Source organism: Pseudomonas sp. NY15437 (genome assembly GCF_048068435.1).
Lineage (GTDB): Bacteria > Pseudomonadota > Gammaproteobacteria > Pseudomonadales > Pseudomonadaceae > Pseudomonas > Pseudomonas nitroreducens_B.
Genome location: NZ_JBLUQC010000005.1, coordinates 82,808 through 96,210 on the forward strand (window position 1 = coordinate 82,808; position 13,403 = coordinate 96,210).

Here is a 13,403-nt window from a genome sequence, read left to right on the forward strand (position 1 = left end):
GCGGAATCTGGCGAGCGGCTCTTCGTAGGAGCGAGCTTGCTCGCGAACAGCCCAGCCGTAGAATTGCCGGAGCGCCCGGTTCGCGAGCAAGCTCGCTCCTACGGGTACAGCGCTGCATCAGAAACGAAAAGGCCGCCCGAAGGCGGCCTTTTCGTTTTTCACTCACGGCAGGGTCAGACCAGCAGGTCGCCCACGTGCAGCACCTTCATGGTGTTGGTGCCGCCCTGGGCGGTGTAGCTGTCGCCCTTGGTCAGGATCACCCAGTCACCGGTGGTCACCACGCCACGCTGCAGCAGCGCGTCGACGGCTTCCTGGCTGACACGCTCCGGCGGCAGGGCGGCCGGGTCGAACGGGATGGTCTCCACGCCACGGAACAGCGCCACGCGGGCCTGGGTTTCGCGGTGCGGGGAGTAGGCGAAGATCGGTACCGAGGAGCGGATGCGCGACATGATCAGCGGGGTGTAGCCGCTTTCAGTCAGGCAGATGATCGCCTTGATGCCGGGGAAGTGGTTGGCGGTGTACATCGCCGCCAGGGCGATGCTCTCGTCGCAGCGCTCGAAGGTCTGGCCCAGGCGGTGGCTGGACTTCTTGGTGGTCGGGTGCTTCTCGGCGCCGGCGCAGATGCGCGCCATGGCCTTGACCGCTTCCACCGGGTATTCGCCGGCGGCGGATTCGGCGGAGAGCATCACGGCGTCGGTGTAGTCGAGCACGGCGTTGGCCACGTCGGAGACTTCCGCGCGGGTCGGCATGGGGTTGTGGATCATCGACTCCATCATCTGGGTCGCGGTGATCACGGCCTTGTTGTAGCGGCGCGCGTGCAGAATGATCTTCTTCTGGATGCCCACCAGCTCGGCATCGCCGATTTCCACGCCGAGGTCGCCACGGGCCACCATCACTGCGTCACTGGCGCGGATCAGGCCGTCCAGCGCTTCATCGTCGGCCACGGCTTCGGCGCGCTCGATCTTGGCCACCAGCCAGGCGGTGCCACCGGCCTCGGTGAGCAGGCGGCGGGCGTATTCCATGTCCTTGGCGTCACGCGGGAAGGACACGGCGACGTAGTCCAGGTCCATGCTCGCGGCCAGCTTGATGTCGGCCTTGTCCTTCTCGGTCAGGGCCGGCGCGGTGAGGCCGCCGCCACGGCGGTTGATGCCCTTGTGGTCGGACAGCGGGCCGCCGATCAGCACTTCGCAGACCAGTTCGTCCGCCTTCACTTCCTTCACCGCCATGACCACGCGGCCATCGTCCAGCAGCAGTTCGTCGCCTACGCCGCAGTCCTTCACCAGGTCCGGGTAGTCGATGCCGACCACCTGCTGGTTGCCGTCGGTGCGCGGGTGGCTGGTGGAGAAGCGGAAGGTGTCGCCGACTGCCAGTTCGATGCGCTTGTTGGTGAACTTGGCGATGCGGATCTTCGGTCCCTGCAGGTCGCCCAGCAGTGCCACGAAACGGCCGTGCTTGGCGGCGAGGTCGCGCACCAGTTGGGCGCGGGCGCGGTGTTCGTCGGGCGTGCCGTGGGAGAAGTTCAGGCGGGCGACGTCGATCCCGGCGAGGATCAGCTGCTCCAGGACTTCGGGGGAATTGCTGGCTGGGCCGAGGGTGGCGACGATCTTGGTGCGGCGAAGGGACATGCGGGACTCCTAGGGGAAAGCAGCGGTCAGGCCGCTCCCGGAGTAGGTCCGGAACGGCCAGGGCGCCATCTTACTCTCTTTCAGGTGACTCTTTCAGGTGAGCGGTCTGATCACCAGCAGATCACATTCGACTTCTTCGAAGACCCGCTCGGCGGTCTGGCCGATCAGTGCGTTGTCGAGCTGCCCGCGGGCGACGGCGCCCATCAGCAGCAGGTCGATGGCCTGCTCCTTCACGTAGGTGGGGATCACTTCCTCGGCGAAGCCCTGGGCCAACCGCGTGCGCTGCCGGTCGATCTCGGGGTAGTACGCCAGCAGGGCGTCGAAGGCGTCGCGGTGGTGGGCCTCGGTGCGCAGCACGTAGTTATCGTAGTCGGCCAGCAGTTCGGCATTGAACGCCAGGGTGTGCGGCAGGGCCATGTAGGCATGCAAGTAATGGTCGTCGAGCTGCAGGCGCTGCCCCAGTTCGCGGGCCACCTGGATCAGGCGGTGATCCAGCGCGGCCGGGGCGTCGCCGGCGTGCACGGGATCCACCGCGGCGCACAGGTTGTTGCCGGCCCATTCGCCGTGCTGCACCAGCCACAGCGGCTGCGGGCAGTGACGGATCAGCTGCCAGTCGTTGTTGGTGAGGAACAGGCGCTTGAGCAGGTTGTGGTGGCGCGCGGACTTGAGGACCAGGTCGGGGGTGGTCTGCTCGCAGTGGAGCACGACCTGCTGGTGCAGGGACTTGCCCCAGCGCACCTGGCACTGCACGTCCTGCCCGCTGGCGCGCAGCGGTTCGGCCAGGTGCTGCAGCCAGGCCAGGCGTTCGTCCAGCAGGTTGCACTGGGCGGCGTCGAGATCGCCGCGATCCAGCAGCAGGGCGTTGTCCAGCGCAGGGTTGTACTCGCAGACCAGCAGCTCCAGGCGCGCGCCGCAGCGCTGGGCGATCCAGCGCGCGCGGGTGAGGGCAGGCTGGTCGACGCGGGGCGGGTCGATGATGACGAGCAGGTGCTGCAGCTTCATGGCGGTGTCCTCGCGCTCAATGCAGAGCAAGCGTAGACACTGGCGCCGGCCGCGCGCCTTGACCTGGCTCAGCGGTGCGCGGCGTGTGCCGTCAGCGGCGCGGCGAGGTCTGGTTCAGCGCGCGGTCCAGGTGGCGGGCGCCTTTCTCGGCCAGTTCGCCACGGGGGAATTCGGCGAGCTGGCGGCGCAGGTAGGCGATGGCCTTCTCGCGGTCCGGGTGCGGGTTGTCCGGCGCCATGTACATCAGCCCCAGCTGGTACAGGGCCTTCTCGCGGATGTCCGGCGGAATGGCCGGGTCGTTGGCGCCCAGCAGGTAGAGCTGCGCGGCCTCGTCGACGCGGTCCTTGAGCACGGCGCGGCGCGACAGCAGGGTCATGTCCGGGTCGAGGGTCGGCTTGTTCAGGTCCAGGTTGTACTGCGGCTGCCAGTCGGCCAGCAGCTGTTTGGCGGTCTTGTGCACCGGCTCCTTGGCCCGCTGGCGGATGATCAGCTGGCGGGCATCGGCGTGTTCGGCGGCCTTGGTGCCGGGGAATTCGCGGTCGATGCGCTGGAAGTAGTCCAGCGCCTTCTGGTCGTCGCGCTGGTCGTTGTAGCGGCTCATGTAGATCAGGCCGATCTGGTACAGCGCGATGGCGCGCACTTCCGGGCTGTAGCGGGTGTTGTCGTAGCCGGTGAGGTAGAGCTTTTCGGCGTCGCTGCTCTTGCCGTCGCGGATGGCCTGGGCGCTGTAGGTCAGCAGGTCGCCTTCCTCTTCCACGGCGGCGGTCATGCGCTTGTTCTTGAGTTGCTTGTACTCGGCCACTTCGCCCGTGGTGACCTGGGCGACGAACAGCGGCGTGGTCGGCGCGCAGGCGGCGAGCCAGGGCAGCAGCACGGCGAGCGGCAGGGCGGTCGAGAGGGCGTGAGCGAAACGCATGGCAGCTCCTTTGCGCCAGGGCGAGGTCCACGTGAGTCTAGTGGCGGGCTACAGTACGGCCAAGACGGGCCGATACACTTCCCAACGGAGGATATGCCCATGCGAACCCTTTTCCTCGCGCTGCTGGCGCTGAGTGTTACCGGCTGCACCAGCTGGTCGATGAACTATCACCTGAACAATGCCTACCGCGCCTACAAGAACGGCGACTGCCAGCGGGTGCAACTGGAACTCTCGGAAACCGAGCGCAAGGCCCGCGCGCGGCCCTGGATGCAGCCGGAGATTTCGATGCTGCGCGGCCAGTGCCTGGAGCGCGAGAAGTTCTACGTCGATGCGGCGCAGACCTACCAGTTCATCATCGCTCGCTACCCCACCAGCGAGTACGCTTACCGGGCCAAGGCGCGACTGGAAACGCTGCGCCTCAACGGCCGCCTGCCCAACGACCTGCGCCTCGATCCGCCCGTGCGGTGACGGTCGCCGTGACCGCCGCCGGACCGACGGTCACGAGTCGACTTGAGCGCCGCCCATAGCTGGCTAATCTCTTCAGTGCTCCTTGCAAGGAGGTTCGAATGCGCGCCCTGTGGCTCTGCGCCTGGTGTTTCCCCCTGCTGGCTTCGGCGGATATCTACCGCTGGACCGACGCTCAGGGAAAGGTGCACTTCAGCGAAACACCGCCGCCCGGGGCGCAACGTGTCGAGGTCAAGCCGCAGGTGGTCGAGCGTGATGCGGCGACCCGCGAGCGGGAAGAACGCACCCGCCGTTTCTACGACGCGCGTCGAGACGAAAGCACTGCCGCCCAGACCCAGGCGGCGGAGCAGCAGGCCAAGCTGGACCAGCAGTGCGCGAACTGGCGCCATGACCTGGAGTCGCTCAGTCATGGCGGGCGGTACTTCACGCAGGACGGCAGTGGTGAACGGACTTACTACAGCGATGCACAGCTCGACGCCGCTCGTCAGGCGCTCAGCGCACGACTGGCGGAAGGTTGTCGTTAGGACTGGCCCTGCCGGGGCGGCATCGTCATACTGGACGATATTTCATAGCGAAACGCCATTATGCGTCATCAACGACATATCGAGCGCCATCAGCTGCCCTACTACCTGAAGGTGTTCAACAGCATCACCGACAAACCGATGGGCTACCTGGGCAACGTGTCGCTGGACGGACTGTTGCTGATCAGCCAGCTGCCGATGCTGGTGGGTGGCCGCTTCGAGATGCGCCTGAAGATCCCGGGGCACGACGGCAAGCTGCAACTGATCGAGTTCGCCGCCACCTGCCAGTGGTGCCGCGAAGACGTCAATCCGGGCCACTACGACTCCGGCTTCAGCCTGGCCGCGCCGCCGATGGAATACGTCGAGCTGGTGGATGCGCTACGCCGTTATTTCAGTTTTCGCCGGCAGGTGGAGTCGGTCTGAAGCGCAGGATGCGCTGACCGATCTGGCGGTGGTGGAAGGCAGGACGCTGGGATATTCCCGCCGTAAGAACAAGCTGTGACCTCGATCCCCAAGCACTCCGAGCTTGGCCCTGTCATCGGCGGCTGAAATCGGCTTATGGGCGTACAATCGCGAACGGTTGTACGCCCTGCGTTCCTTCTTATCCTCTTGCAGACGGCCAACCTGTGGGAACGAGGGGGCTTCCAGTTCTTGCTCGCGAATAGTGCTCAGGCCGCATCGATGCTGTGCGGTTCGCGAGCAAGCTCGCTCCTACGAAAAGCGAAAAGCCAAAGCGGTTTCCAGCGAAACATCCGCGCGAGCCGGGGCGCCCCTTCAGGAGGCCGAGTGGAATCGGAGTTTCAGGGGGTTGAGCGGCATGGATGCCGCGAGAGCTGCGAAGGGCCAGGGATGGCCCATCGCAGCGTGCCCCTGAAACTTCGATGGAGCGAGGGGAGTCCCGCGAAGCGGGACCCGGATGCAGGGGCAAGACCTTTTGGTTCCTTTTGGGTCCACAAAAGGGACTCGCCCGAGGGGGCGAAACAAAATCTCTCAGCACACGCCGAAGCGGCGCAGTAACTCCGAACAAGACGGCAGATAACGCCAGAGGCGTTATTCGCCCTACAGCGCGCCCGCTTTCTTCCAGCCCAGATAGCGGCTGATCAGTTCCGGCCCCAGCTGGCTCGGTCGCGTGTCGAGCACCGGCACCCCGTGGGCTGCCAGCTTCTCGTGGAGCCCGGCGCGGGCGTTCAGGTAATCCACCGCGCCGCAGTACGCCAGTGCATCCTCGAAACCTTCTACCGGGGCCTGGCGCAGGCGGTCCAGCACTTCCTCGCGCAGGCTCGCCACCAGCACACGGTGCTGGCGGCCGAGGCGCTTCACCGCCGCCACCAGTTCCTCGTCGTCCTCGTCGCGCAGGTTGGTCACGATCACCACCAGCGCGCGGCGGCGCTGGCGCGTCAGCACGGCCTGCACGGCGGCGGGGAAGTCCGCCGGGCGCTGGCTGCTGCGCAGGTCATAGACGCTGTTGAGCAGGGCGGTGAGCTGGGCGCTGCCCTTGGCCGGCGGCAGGTGACGCGGCTGGTCGCCGGCAAAGGTCATCAGGCCCACCGCATCGCCCTGGCGCAGGGCGACGTAGGCCAGCAGCAGGCTGGCGTTGAGCGAATGGTCGAAGTGCGAAAGATCGCCGTCGTGGCTGCGCATGCGCCGGCCGCAGTCGAGCAGGAAGAGGATCTGCTGGTCGCGCTCGTCCTGGTATTCGCGTGCGATGGGCGTGCGCTTGCGCGCGGTGGCCTTCCAGTCGATCTGCCGCAGGGTGTCGCCGTCGCGGAATTCGCGCAGCTGGTGGAAATCCAGGCCCAGGCCGCGGCGCTGCCCGGCGCGCACGCCGATGCGGTTGAGCCAGTGATCGACGGCCATCAGTTCGGCGCCGTAGAGGCGGGCGAAGTCGGGGTAGACGCGGGTTTCGTCGCGTTGTTCGAGGTAGCGCCGGCCCTTCCACAGACGCAACGGACTGGACAGCTCGATCTCGCAGCGCGGGAAGACGAAATGCCCGCGTGACAGCGGGCGCACGCGATAGCCTAGCTCGGTCTGCTCGCCGGGGTGCAGCTCGACGGTCTGCGGCAGGTACTCGAAGGCCATGCCGGCGGGCAGGTGGTCGAACACCGTGATGCGCTGGGGCTGGGCGTAGCGATGCTGGAAGTGCAGGCGCACCTCGCTCCAGCGACCCAGCGGCAGGTTGCCGCTCAGTTGGCGGCGCACGGTCGGCGAAGGCGTGCGGCGCAGCCACAGGGCATCGGCCAGCGCCAGCAGCGCCAGCGCGCAGAGCGCGCCCCACCAGACACGGCCGAGCAGCGCCGAGCCTGAATCCAGCGCCTGCGCCGCACCCAGGGCGATGGCCAGCGCCAGCAGGACACCGAGCAGCGCGAGCAGCGCGCGCGAGGGCTTCATACGCGCGGCGCCGGTACCTGGTCGAGCAACTGTTGCAGCACCTGATCCACCGACAGGCCTTCGATCTCCAGTTCCGGCGACAGCCGCACGCGATGGCGCAGCACCGCCAGGGCACTGCCTTTCACGTCGTCGGGGACCACGAAATCGCCACCGCGCAGCAGGGCGCGGGCCCTGGCGCAGCGCACCAGGGCGATGGACGCACGCGGCCCGGCGCCCAGCGCCAGACCCGGCCAGTTGCGGGTGGTGCGGGCGATGCGCACGGCGTAGTCGAGCACCTGGTCGTCGATGGGCAGGTCGGCGGCGATCTTCTGCAGCGCCAGCACGTCCTTGTCCTTGAGCAGGGCGCGCATCGGCGCCACGTCGAGCATGTCGCTGCGCGCGGAGCGGGTGACCTGGCGCACCAGGGTCTGCTCCTCGGCCTCCAGCGGATAGTCGATGCGCAGCTTGAGCATGAAGCGGTCGAGCTCGGCCTCGGGCAGCGGGTAGGTGCCTTCCTGCTCGATGGGGTTCTGCGTCGCCAGCACCATGAACGGCTGCGGCACCGGCAGGGCGCGGCCTTCGAGGGTGACCTGGCGCTCCTGCATCACTTCCAGCAGGGCGGCCTGAGTCTTGGCCGGGGCGCGGTTGATCTCGTCGGCCAGCAGCAGGTGGGTGAACACCGGGCCCTTGCGCAGCTTGAACTGCTCGGTGGCGAGGTCGTACACCGCGTGGCCGGTGACGTCGCTGGGCATCAGGTCGGGGGTGAACTGGATGCGCGCGAAGCCGCCGTCGAAGCAGCGGGCGAGGGCGCGCACCAGCAGGGTCTTGCCCAGGCCGGGAACCCCTTCGATGAGGACGTGGCCGCCGGCGAGCAGGGCGGTGAGCACGTCGTCGATCACCACCTGCTGGCCGATCAGGGCTTTCTGCAGTTCGTGGCGCAGCGCCTGGGCCAACTGGCTGGCGCGCTGGCGCTGGGCGGCGGCGTTGGGTGCGGTGGGGCTGGACGGTTCAGGCGTCTGTTCGCTCATAGGGCATTCCTGAGGCTTTGCAGGTGCGCGACCTGGCGGGTGAATTCGGCGACGGCCATGCGCTGTTGCGGGTAGGGGCGCATGGCCTGGCTGATGGCGCTGACCGACATGCGCGTCATGCGGCCCAGAGCTTGCCATTGTTCGGCGACCGGCAGGCGGTCGAAGCCGGGCTGGCGTTGCCGCGCCCGGCGCATCACGTCACGTTGCAGGCCCTGCAGCAGGGCGAGCTGGCCGCGCTGGCGGAGGTTGAAGTCGGCGCCGGCGCGCAGGTGTTCTTCCAGTTGCCGACGGCTGCGATCGGGGTTGGGTTGCAGCGGCCCCTGGCGCAGGCCGTTGCGCCAGAGCAGCAGCACCAGCAGCAGGGCGGCGGCCAGCATGGCCTGCGGGAAGTAGCGCAGCAGCAGGGTCAACAGGCTGGTGCCGTCGGCCCGGTAGACCAGGGTGACGGCGCTGTCCTGGGTCAGGTACCAGAGCAGCCAGGCGTTGTCGTAGGCGTCGAGTTCGCCGTTCTGCCAGATCCAGTTGTCGGTGAGCACGGTGATCAGCCCCTGGCCCTGCTGCAGTTGCAGCAGGTGGGTGGAGTCGCCGCTGTTGGCCCAGGCATAGGCCAGGTTCTTCGAGTCGAACAGGTGGTAGTCGGTGTCGAAGTCGATGTAGGCCGGCGCCTTTTCGTTCTCCAGGTAGAGCTTGGTCAGGTTCGGGTAGGGATCGGCCTCCGTCGCCTCGCTGTCGGGAGCGCTGGAGGCCTGGTCCGGGTGCTCGTCTTCCACCTCCGGCTTGGCATCGTGCTGTGGAGAGGCGTCGGCCGCATCGGACGATGGCTCGTCGGACGGCGCCGTTTTTTCCTCGTCCTTGTCCTTCAGGTCAGCCGTGAGGAATTGTTGCACGCCCAGTTGGTCCAGCAGCAGGTCGCCGCTCTTGCCTTCCTCCTCGTCCCACAGGCTTTCGGCGGTGACGATGAGGTGGCCGCCGCGCTTGACCCAGTCGAGCAGACGGGCGTTCTGGGTGGGTGTGACGTTCTCCCGGGTGCCCAGCAGGATCAGGGTCTGGCCCTGGCTCGGCAGATGGTCCAGCACTTCCATGCCGCGGGCGGTGGTCACGTGGATGCCCCGGCCGCGCAGGTACATCTCGGCGGCGAGATAGGGGTTGGCGCGGGCCTCGGGCGAGGCGCCGTGCTCGAGGGTCTCGGTGTAGGGCTCGAGGTTGCGGTACAGGTAGTAGCCGATGCCGCCGAGCACCAGCAGCGCGAGCAGGACCAGCAGGGCGAGGTTGCCGCGCTTCATGCCGGCACCTCGCGGCCGAACAGGTGGCGCCATTCGCCGCACAGCTGTTCCTTGAGGCCGGCCTGGGGCGCGCGGTGGCCATAGGCGAGCGCCTGCCATTGCTGGGTCAGGCTGTGGGCGAAGTTGTCCAGCGGCGGGTCGTTGAGTTCGGCCACACGCTGCAGCACTTCCCCTTCGGTGGTGGATTCACGCAGCGGCACGCGGAAGTCGTGCAGCAGGCGGCTGAGCAGGGCGCGGTAGAGCAGGCCGAGGGCGGCGCGGGGCTGCTCGTCCCACAGGCGCTCGGCTTCGCTGGCGACGTCGCTGGGCAGGGTTTCCGGCGCCAGGTCCAGCCCGAACAGCACGCTGGGCGCTTCGCGGTGCGGTTTCTGCGGCAGGCCGATGCGGCCGACGAACAGCCGCAGCCATTCGCGGTAGCGCCAGATGACCAGGGCGACCAGGGTGAACAGCAGGCCCCAGAGCAGCACTTCGATACCCTGCGCGGCGAACTTGAAGGCCTTCCAGTTTTCCAGCGCCTCGAAGAAGTGCTTCAGGCGCTTGGCTTCGTCCGGGTCGGCCGGCTTCTTCTGTTGCTCCTCTTCATGCAGACGCCAGCGGGTGACCGTTTCACTGTTCTTGAAGGGCGGTGCGGCGAGGATCTTTTGCGCCGCACTGCGCGAATCTTCGCTGTTGAGCTTCTGCTGGGTCAGCCGCGCACCCTGCGGGCCATCGGGGTTCTGGTCGGGCAGCGGGCAGCTGTGGCTGGCCTGGCTGCCGGTTTGCGTGCCGGCGGCCAGGGCGTCATGGGCCGGCAGCAGGGCGAGGGCGCCGGCGACCACCAGCAGCAGGGCGTAGGCGCTGCCGACCAGGCGCTGGCGCAGGCGACGGAACACCAGTTCGATGTCCCAGGCTTCCAGCTCGGTGCGGCGGTTCAGGTAGAGGGTGAAGCCGCAGGCCACGTACACCGGCTCCCAGACGACCAGCAGCAGCGCGTAGATCAGGTTGCTGACGTGCTCGAGCCACGCCCAGTCGCCCTGCGCCACGCTGATCAGCGACTGCCATTTCCAGTCGTCCACCCATTGCTGCGGCAGCATCAGGTACATCAGCGCGGAAAGGCCCAGCCACAGCGCCAGCTCGAAATGCATGCCGACGATGGTCAGCCAGGTGGCGCCGCCGGCATTGCGCTGGCCGAGCACCACCAGGCGCTGACTGCGCGCCTGGCCCGTGAGGCCTTCGAGCTGCAGTACCGGCAGGTCGAAGCTGCGGGTCGGGCTCAGCCGCCGCCAGAGCAGGCTGGGCAGCAGTTGCGTCTTGAGCAGGCCGGGGAAGGCGCGGAGCGCTTCCTTCACGGTCGGCGTATCGCCGAACAGCGAGCGCGACAGGATGTACAGCGGCAGGCGTTCGAAGGCGGGCTTGAGCCACCAGAAGATCAGGATCGCCCAGCTGGAGTAGTTCCACAGCAGCACCGAGAGCAGCACGAACACCGGCAAGGTGACGGCTGCCCAGCTGGCCATCAGCACGCCGGCGTGACGCCGCGCGAGGAGGATGCCGAGGTCCAGCGCTTCCCAGGCGCTGCGCGGGCGGATGGCGACGCTGGCGTCAGTCAGGCGCATGTCGGCTCCGTCCGGCAAGGAGGAAGTAGCTGCCCACCAGCAGCCACAGGCCGGCGCCGACGAGGTATTTCACGGTGGCCGAGAACTGCGTCATGGACGACCAGTAGCCCTCGACGAAGGCGGCGATCAACAGCATCAGGATCACCCCGCCGATCAATTGCACGGCGCGGGCGGCGGCCTGGCGCAGCGCTTCCAGGCGGCTCAGGCGGCCGGGGGCGAGCAGCGCCCAGCCGAGCTTGAGGCCGGCGGCGCCGGAGAAGGTGATGGCGGTCAGCTCGAAGGCGCCGTGGCCGATGACGAAGGACCAGAAGGTCTCGATGTAGCCGACCTGGGTCAGGTGGCCGGCTACCGTGCCGATCATCAGGCCGTTGAACAGCAGGAAGAACAGGCTGCCGACGCAGAACAGCAGGCCGCTGGCGAAGGTCTGAAAGGCGATGCCGATGTTGTTCATGATGTAGTAGCCGAACATCTGCCAGTCATCGCCGGCGTCGCGCGTGCTCATCGGGCCCAGTCGCGTGGCTTCGGGCGAGTACATCGACTCCATCTCGGAAACCCGCTCCGGCGCCATGACGCTGTAGACCAGGTCGGGGAAGTGATAGACCAGCACGCCCATCAGCAGCAGGCTGCCGTAGAACAGCAGGCTGGCGATGGCGATGCTGCGCCATTCCTCGCGCACCAGGCGCGGAAAGCCGGCGATCAGGAAGGCCAGGATGCGCGCGCCCAGGTGGCTGCGGTGGCGGTAGAACTGCTGGTGCCCGCGCATGGCGAGTTGCTGCAGTTGGTCGATCAGGTGGCTGCTGTAGCCGCGCTCCTGGGCCAGGGCGAGTTGCTGGCAGATGCGTCGGTAGTCGGCGGCGAACGTGTCGGTTTTTTCACCGGTCTGCTGGCGCTTGCCGCCTTCCAGTTGCTCCAGGCATTTGCCGAAGCGCTTCCAGCTGTCCTGGTGGCGTTGTTCGAAAAAGGCCTGCTTCATGGGTGGCCCGTCCCGTTGCCGAGCAAGCCGCTGGCGATGCGGTTCAGGCGCGCCTCGGCCTGGTCGGCGGCAACGCCCAGCGGTTGCGCGAGAATGCCGGCCAGCTCCTCGCGGCGCGCGGCGGAGAGTTGCGTGCCACGCTCGGCGAAACTCATCAGCGCGCGCTGTTCTTCAAGGCTCAGCGGCCAGGGTGCGAGTTCGGGCGGGGAGTCCGGCACGTGGGGGCGGCTGGGCGGCGGGTCGCGGTAGATCACCAGGGTGCCGGCGGCGAGATCCCCCAGGCGTTTGAAGGCGGCATTGGACAGGCAGCTGAGCAGGCCGAGCGTGTAGGCGAACGGCAGGATATCGGCGAAGCGCAGCAGGTTGCGCAGCAGCGAGGCGGACCAGCCGATCGGCGTGCCGTCGTCGTGCACCACGCGCAGGCCCATCATCTGTTTGCCGGGCGAGCGGCCCTGGTTGAGCACTTCGAACAGGACCATGTACCACCAGGTCATGATGAAGGTGAGGATCAGCCCCAGGCCGGTGCCCAGTTCGCCGAGAAAGGCCAGCAGCATGAACAGCGCGACCATCAGCAGGACGCGGATGCCCAGGTCGATGAGGTAGGCCAGGGCACGGGGGACGACGCCAGCGGGACGCAGCAGCAGGTCGATGCCTTCCGGAGTCTCCACGTGGTAGCGGGTATCCAGGACGGGCGCGGGGGATGAAAAGTCTGCTGGGCTCAAGGGAAACCGCTGTCGATGACGTAAGAGCCAGATGCTAGCCAGCGCGGTGCGGCGAGGCAACCGCGCGGGCAGGGTCAGGCCGATTTGATCAGTTGGTCGGCGGCAGTACGCCGAAAATGGTGCGGTACAGCACACCGATGGAGATGACGGCCAGCGGCAGGGTCCAGACCAGGCCGATGCCGAGCGGGATGGCGCTCACCATCATGATCAGGCCCAGCACCAGGAACAGGCCGAAGACCTTGAACCAGTGCTGGGTGATGGCCTTGCGCGACGCTTCCAGCGCCTGCCAGGGGCTGAGCTTGCGCTCGACCACCAGCGGGATCGCCAGGATGTAGGCGATGCTCAGGTAGAGGCCCGGCAGGATCAGCAGCAACAGGCCCACGTAGATCAGCACGGTCATCACAAGGCCGGTGATCAGCAGCGGCACGAACTGGCCGAAGTGGCTGAACATCTCGTTGAAAGAGATGGGCTGGTCGGCCGCGCGGCGGATGCCGATCAGGTTGATGCCCGCCATGATCGGGTAGCCCACGGTGCCGGCGAGGATGCCGACGATGGTCTGCAGGACCAGCGCTGTGGCGCTGGGCTCGGCGCCGGAGGCCGCGTAGCCCACGCCGAGGATCATGCCCAGCACGAAGCTGAACACCTGGACCAGCACGGCGTAGACGATGACGCCGGCGATGATCAGGCCCTTAGTGCCGCTGACGCGTTGCCAGGCTTCCTTGATCAGGCCGTCGATGGAGAAGTCATAGCCGCGGGCCAGGGCTTCGTCGATGCTCGGGACCGTGCCGCTGGCAATCGGGTCCTGCAGGTCGCTGGTGGGGGTTGCAAAGGGGGTGGGAGAGGTATCGGTGCTCATTGGGATGCTCCAGGGGCGCTGACTGGGCGCCGGAGTTTGACGGGGCAGGCTAA

General features: G+C 67.4%; 13 protein-coding genes. 3 read left to right on the forward strand and 10 right to left on the reverse strand.

The features are described from left to right. Positions 1 to 173: 173 nt before the first annotated feature. The 3 genes from pyk to ACNFIA_RS13655 form a co-directional block, all read right to left on the reverse strand. On the reverse strand, positions 174 to 1,625 hold the full coding sequence (gene pyk / locus ACNFIA_RS13645; RefSeq protein ID WP_259757269.1) for a pyruvate kinase: 1,452 nt from the start codon (positions 1,623 to 1,625) through the stop codon (positions 174 to 176). A gap of 93 nt (positions 1,626 to 1,718) precedes the next feature. Further along, a complete protein-coding gene (locus tag ACNFIA_RS13650) occupies positions 1,719 to 2,627 on the reverse strand; it encodes a universal stress protein (RefSeq protein WP_416785599.1) in 909 nt (302 codons plus the stop codon). A 91-nt stretch (positions 2,628 to 2,718) separates the two neighbouring features. Then, positions 2,719 to 3,543, reverse strand: coding sequence for an outer membrane assembly lipoprotein YfiO (locus ACNFIA_RS13655; RefSeq protein WP_259757267.1), 825 nt, complete (start codon positions 3,541 to 3,543; stop codon positions 2,719 to 2,721). Between the two features lie 99 nt (positions 3,544 to 3,642). Between ACNFIA_RS13655 and ACNFIA_RS13660 the strand changes: the two genes are divergently transcribed. The 3 genes from ACNFIA_RS13660 to ACNFIA_RS13670 all read left to right on the forward strand — a co-directional run bounded on the left by ACNFIA_RS13660 (position 3,643) and on the right by ACNFIA_RS13670 (position 4,952). Next, positions 3,643 to 4,011, forward strand: coding sequence for a hypothetical protein (locus ACNFIA_RS13660; protein ID WP_259757266.1), 369 nt, complete (start codon positions 3,643 to 3,645; stop codon positions 4,009 to 4,011). Between the two features lie 98 nt (positions 4,012 to 4,109). Next, positions 4,110 to 4,532: a DUF4124 domain-containing protein gene (locus ACNFIA_RS13665; RefSeq protein ID WP_259757265.1), complete on the forward strand. Its 423-nt coding sequence runs from the start codon at positions 4,110 to 4,112 to the stop codon at positions 4,530 to 4,532. 60 nt (positions 4,533 to 4,592) lie between these two features. Continuing rightward, the gene (locus ACNFIA_RS13670; RefSeq protein WP_259757264.1) at positions 4,593 to 4,952 is read left to right on the forward strand and encodes a PilZ domain-containing protein; all 360 of its coding nucleotides are present in this window, start codon (positions 4,593 to 4,595) and stop codon (positions 4,950 to 4,952) included. A gap of 636 nt (positions 4,953 to 5,588) precedes the next feature. Here the strand turns inward: ACNFIA_RS13670 and ACNFIA_RS13675 are convergent. From ACNFIA_RS13675 to ACNFIA_RS13705, 7 genes are all read right to left on the reverse strand, one after another. After that, complete coding sequence (locus tag ACNFIA_RS13675) at positions 5,589 to 6,917, reverse strand: DUF58 domain-containing protein (protein WP_416785602.1); 1,329 nt, start codon at positions 6,915 to 6,917, stop codon at positions 5,589 to 5,591. Then, entirely contained in the window at positions 6,914 to 7,924 is a 1,011-nt protein-coding gene (locus tag ACNFIA_RS13680; protein WP_416785605.1) for an AAA family ATPase, read from the reverse strand. The genes ACNFIA_RS13675 and ACNFIA_RS13680 overlap by 4 nt, the downstream gene beginning before the upstream one ends. Further along, positions 7,921 to 9,207: a DUF4350 domain-containing protein gene (locus ACNFIA_RS13685; RefSeq protein WP_416785607.1), complete on the reverse strand. Its 1,287-nt coding sequence runs from the start codon at positions 9,205 to 9,207 to the stop codon at positions 7,921 to 7,923. The genes ACNFIA_RS13680 and ACNFIA_RS13685 overlap by 4 nt, the downstream gene beginning before the upstream one ends. Continuing rightward, a complete protein-coding gene (locus ACNFIA_RS13690) occupies positions 9,204 to 10,799 on the reverse strand; it encodes a DUF4129 domain-containing protein (RefSeq protein WP_416785609.1) in 1,596 nt (531 codons plus the stop codon). Before ACNFIA_RS13690 ends, ACNFIA_RS13685 begins: the two co-directional genes overlap by 4 nt. After that, on the reverse strand, positions 10,786 to 11,772 hold the full coding sequence (locus ACNFIA_RS13695; RefSeq protein WP_416785612.1) for a stage II sporulation protein M: 987 nt from the start codon (positions 11,770 to 11,772) through the stop codon (positions 10,786 to 10,788). Before ACNFIA_RS13695 ends, ACNFIA_RS13690 begins: the two co-directional genes overlap by 14 nt. After that, positions 11,769 to 12,440: an RDD family protein gene (locus ACNFIA_RS13700; protein ID WP_416785614.1), complete on the reverse strand. Its 672-nt coding sequence runs from the start codon at positions 12,438 to 12,440 to the stop codon at positions 11,769 to 11,771. The genes ACNFIA_RS13695 and ACNFIA_RS13700 overlap by 4 nt, the downstream gene beginning before the upstream one ends. A 142-nt stretch (positions 12,441 to 12,582) precedes the next feature. Next, the gene (locus tag ACNFIA_RS13705) at positions 12,583 to 13,350 is read right to left on the reverse strand and encodes a hypothetical protein (protein ID WP_416785616.1); all 768 of its coding nucleotides are present in this window, start codon (positions 13,348 to 13,350) and stop codon (positions 12,583 to 12,585) included. Between the last annotated feature and the right edge of the window lie 53 nt (positions 13,351 to 13,403).

What these genes read in the sequence shown, in the direction of transcription:
- pyk (WP_259757269.1), bottom strand. Translation starts at nt 1,625, where the DNA reads ATGTCCCTTCGCCGCACCAAGATCGTCGCCACCCTCGGCCCAGCCAGC.
- ACNFIA_RS13650 (WP_416785599.1), bottom strand. Translation starts at nt 2,627, where the DNA reads ATGAAGCTGCAGCACCTGCTCGTCATCATCGACCCGCCCCGCGTCGAC.
- ACNFIA_RS13655 (WP_259757267.1), bottom strand. Translation starts at nt 3,543, where the DNA reads ATGCGTTTCGCTCACGCCCTCTCGACCGCCCTGCCGCTCGCCGTGCTG.
- ACNFIA_RS13660 (WP_259757266.1), top strand. Translation starts at nt 3,643, where the DNA reads ATGCGAACCCTTTTCCTCGCGCTGCTGGCGCTGAGTGTTACCGGCTGC.
- ACNFIA_RS13665 (WP_259757265.1), top strand. Translation starts at nt 4,110, where the DNA reads ATGCGCGCCCTGTGGCTCTGCGCCTGGTGTTTCCCCCTGCTGGCTTCG.
- ACNFIA_RS13670 (WP_259757264.1), top strand. Translation starts at nt 4,593, where the DNA reads ATGCGTCATCAACGACATATCGAGCGCCATCAGCTGCCCTACTACCTG.
- ACNFIA_RS13675 (WP_416785602.1), bottom strand. Translation starts at nt 6,917, where the DNA reads ATGAAGCCCTCGCGCGCGCTGCTCGCGCTGCTCGGTGTCCTGCTGGCG.
- ACNFIA_RS13680 (WP_416785605.1), bottom strand. Translation starts at nt 7,924, where the DNA reads ATGAGCGAACAGACGCCTGAACCGTCCAGCCCCACCGCACCCAACGCC.
- ACNFIA_RS13685 (WP_416785607.1), bottom strand. Translation starts at nt 9,207, where the DNA reads ATGAAGCGCGGCAACCTCGCCCTGCTGGTCCTGCTCGCGCTGCTGGTG.
- ACNFIA_RS13690 (WP_416785609.1), bottom strand. Translation starts at nt 10,799, where the DNA reads ATGCGCCTGACTGACGCCAGCGTCGCCATCCGCCCGCGCAGCGCCTGG.
- ACNFIA_RS13695 (WP_416785612.1), bottom strand. Translation starts at nt 11,772, where the DNA reads ATGAAGCAGGCCTTTTTCGAACAACGCCACCAGGACAGCTGGAAGCGC.
- ACNFIA_RS13705 (WP_416785616.1), bottom strand. Translation starts at nt 13,350, where the DNA reads ATGAGCACCGATACCTCTCCCACCCCCTTTGCAACCCCCACCAGCGAC.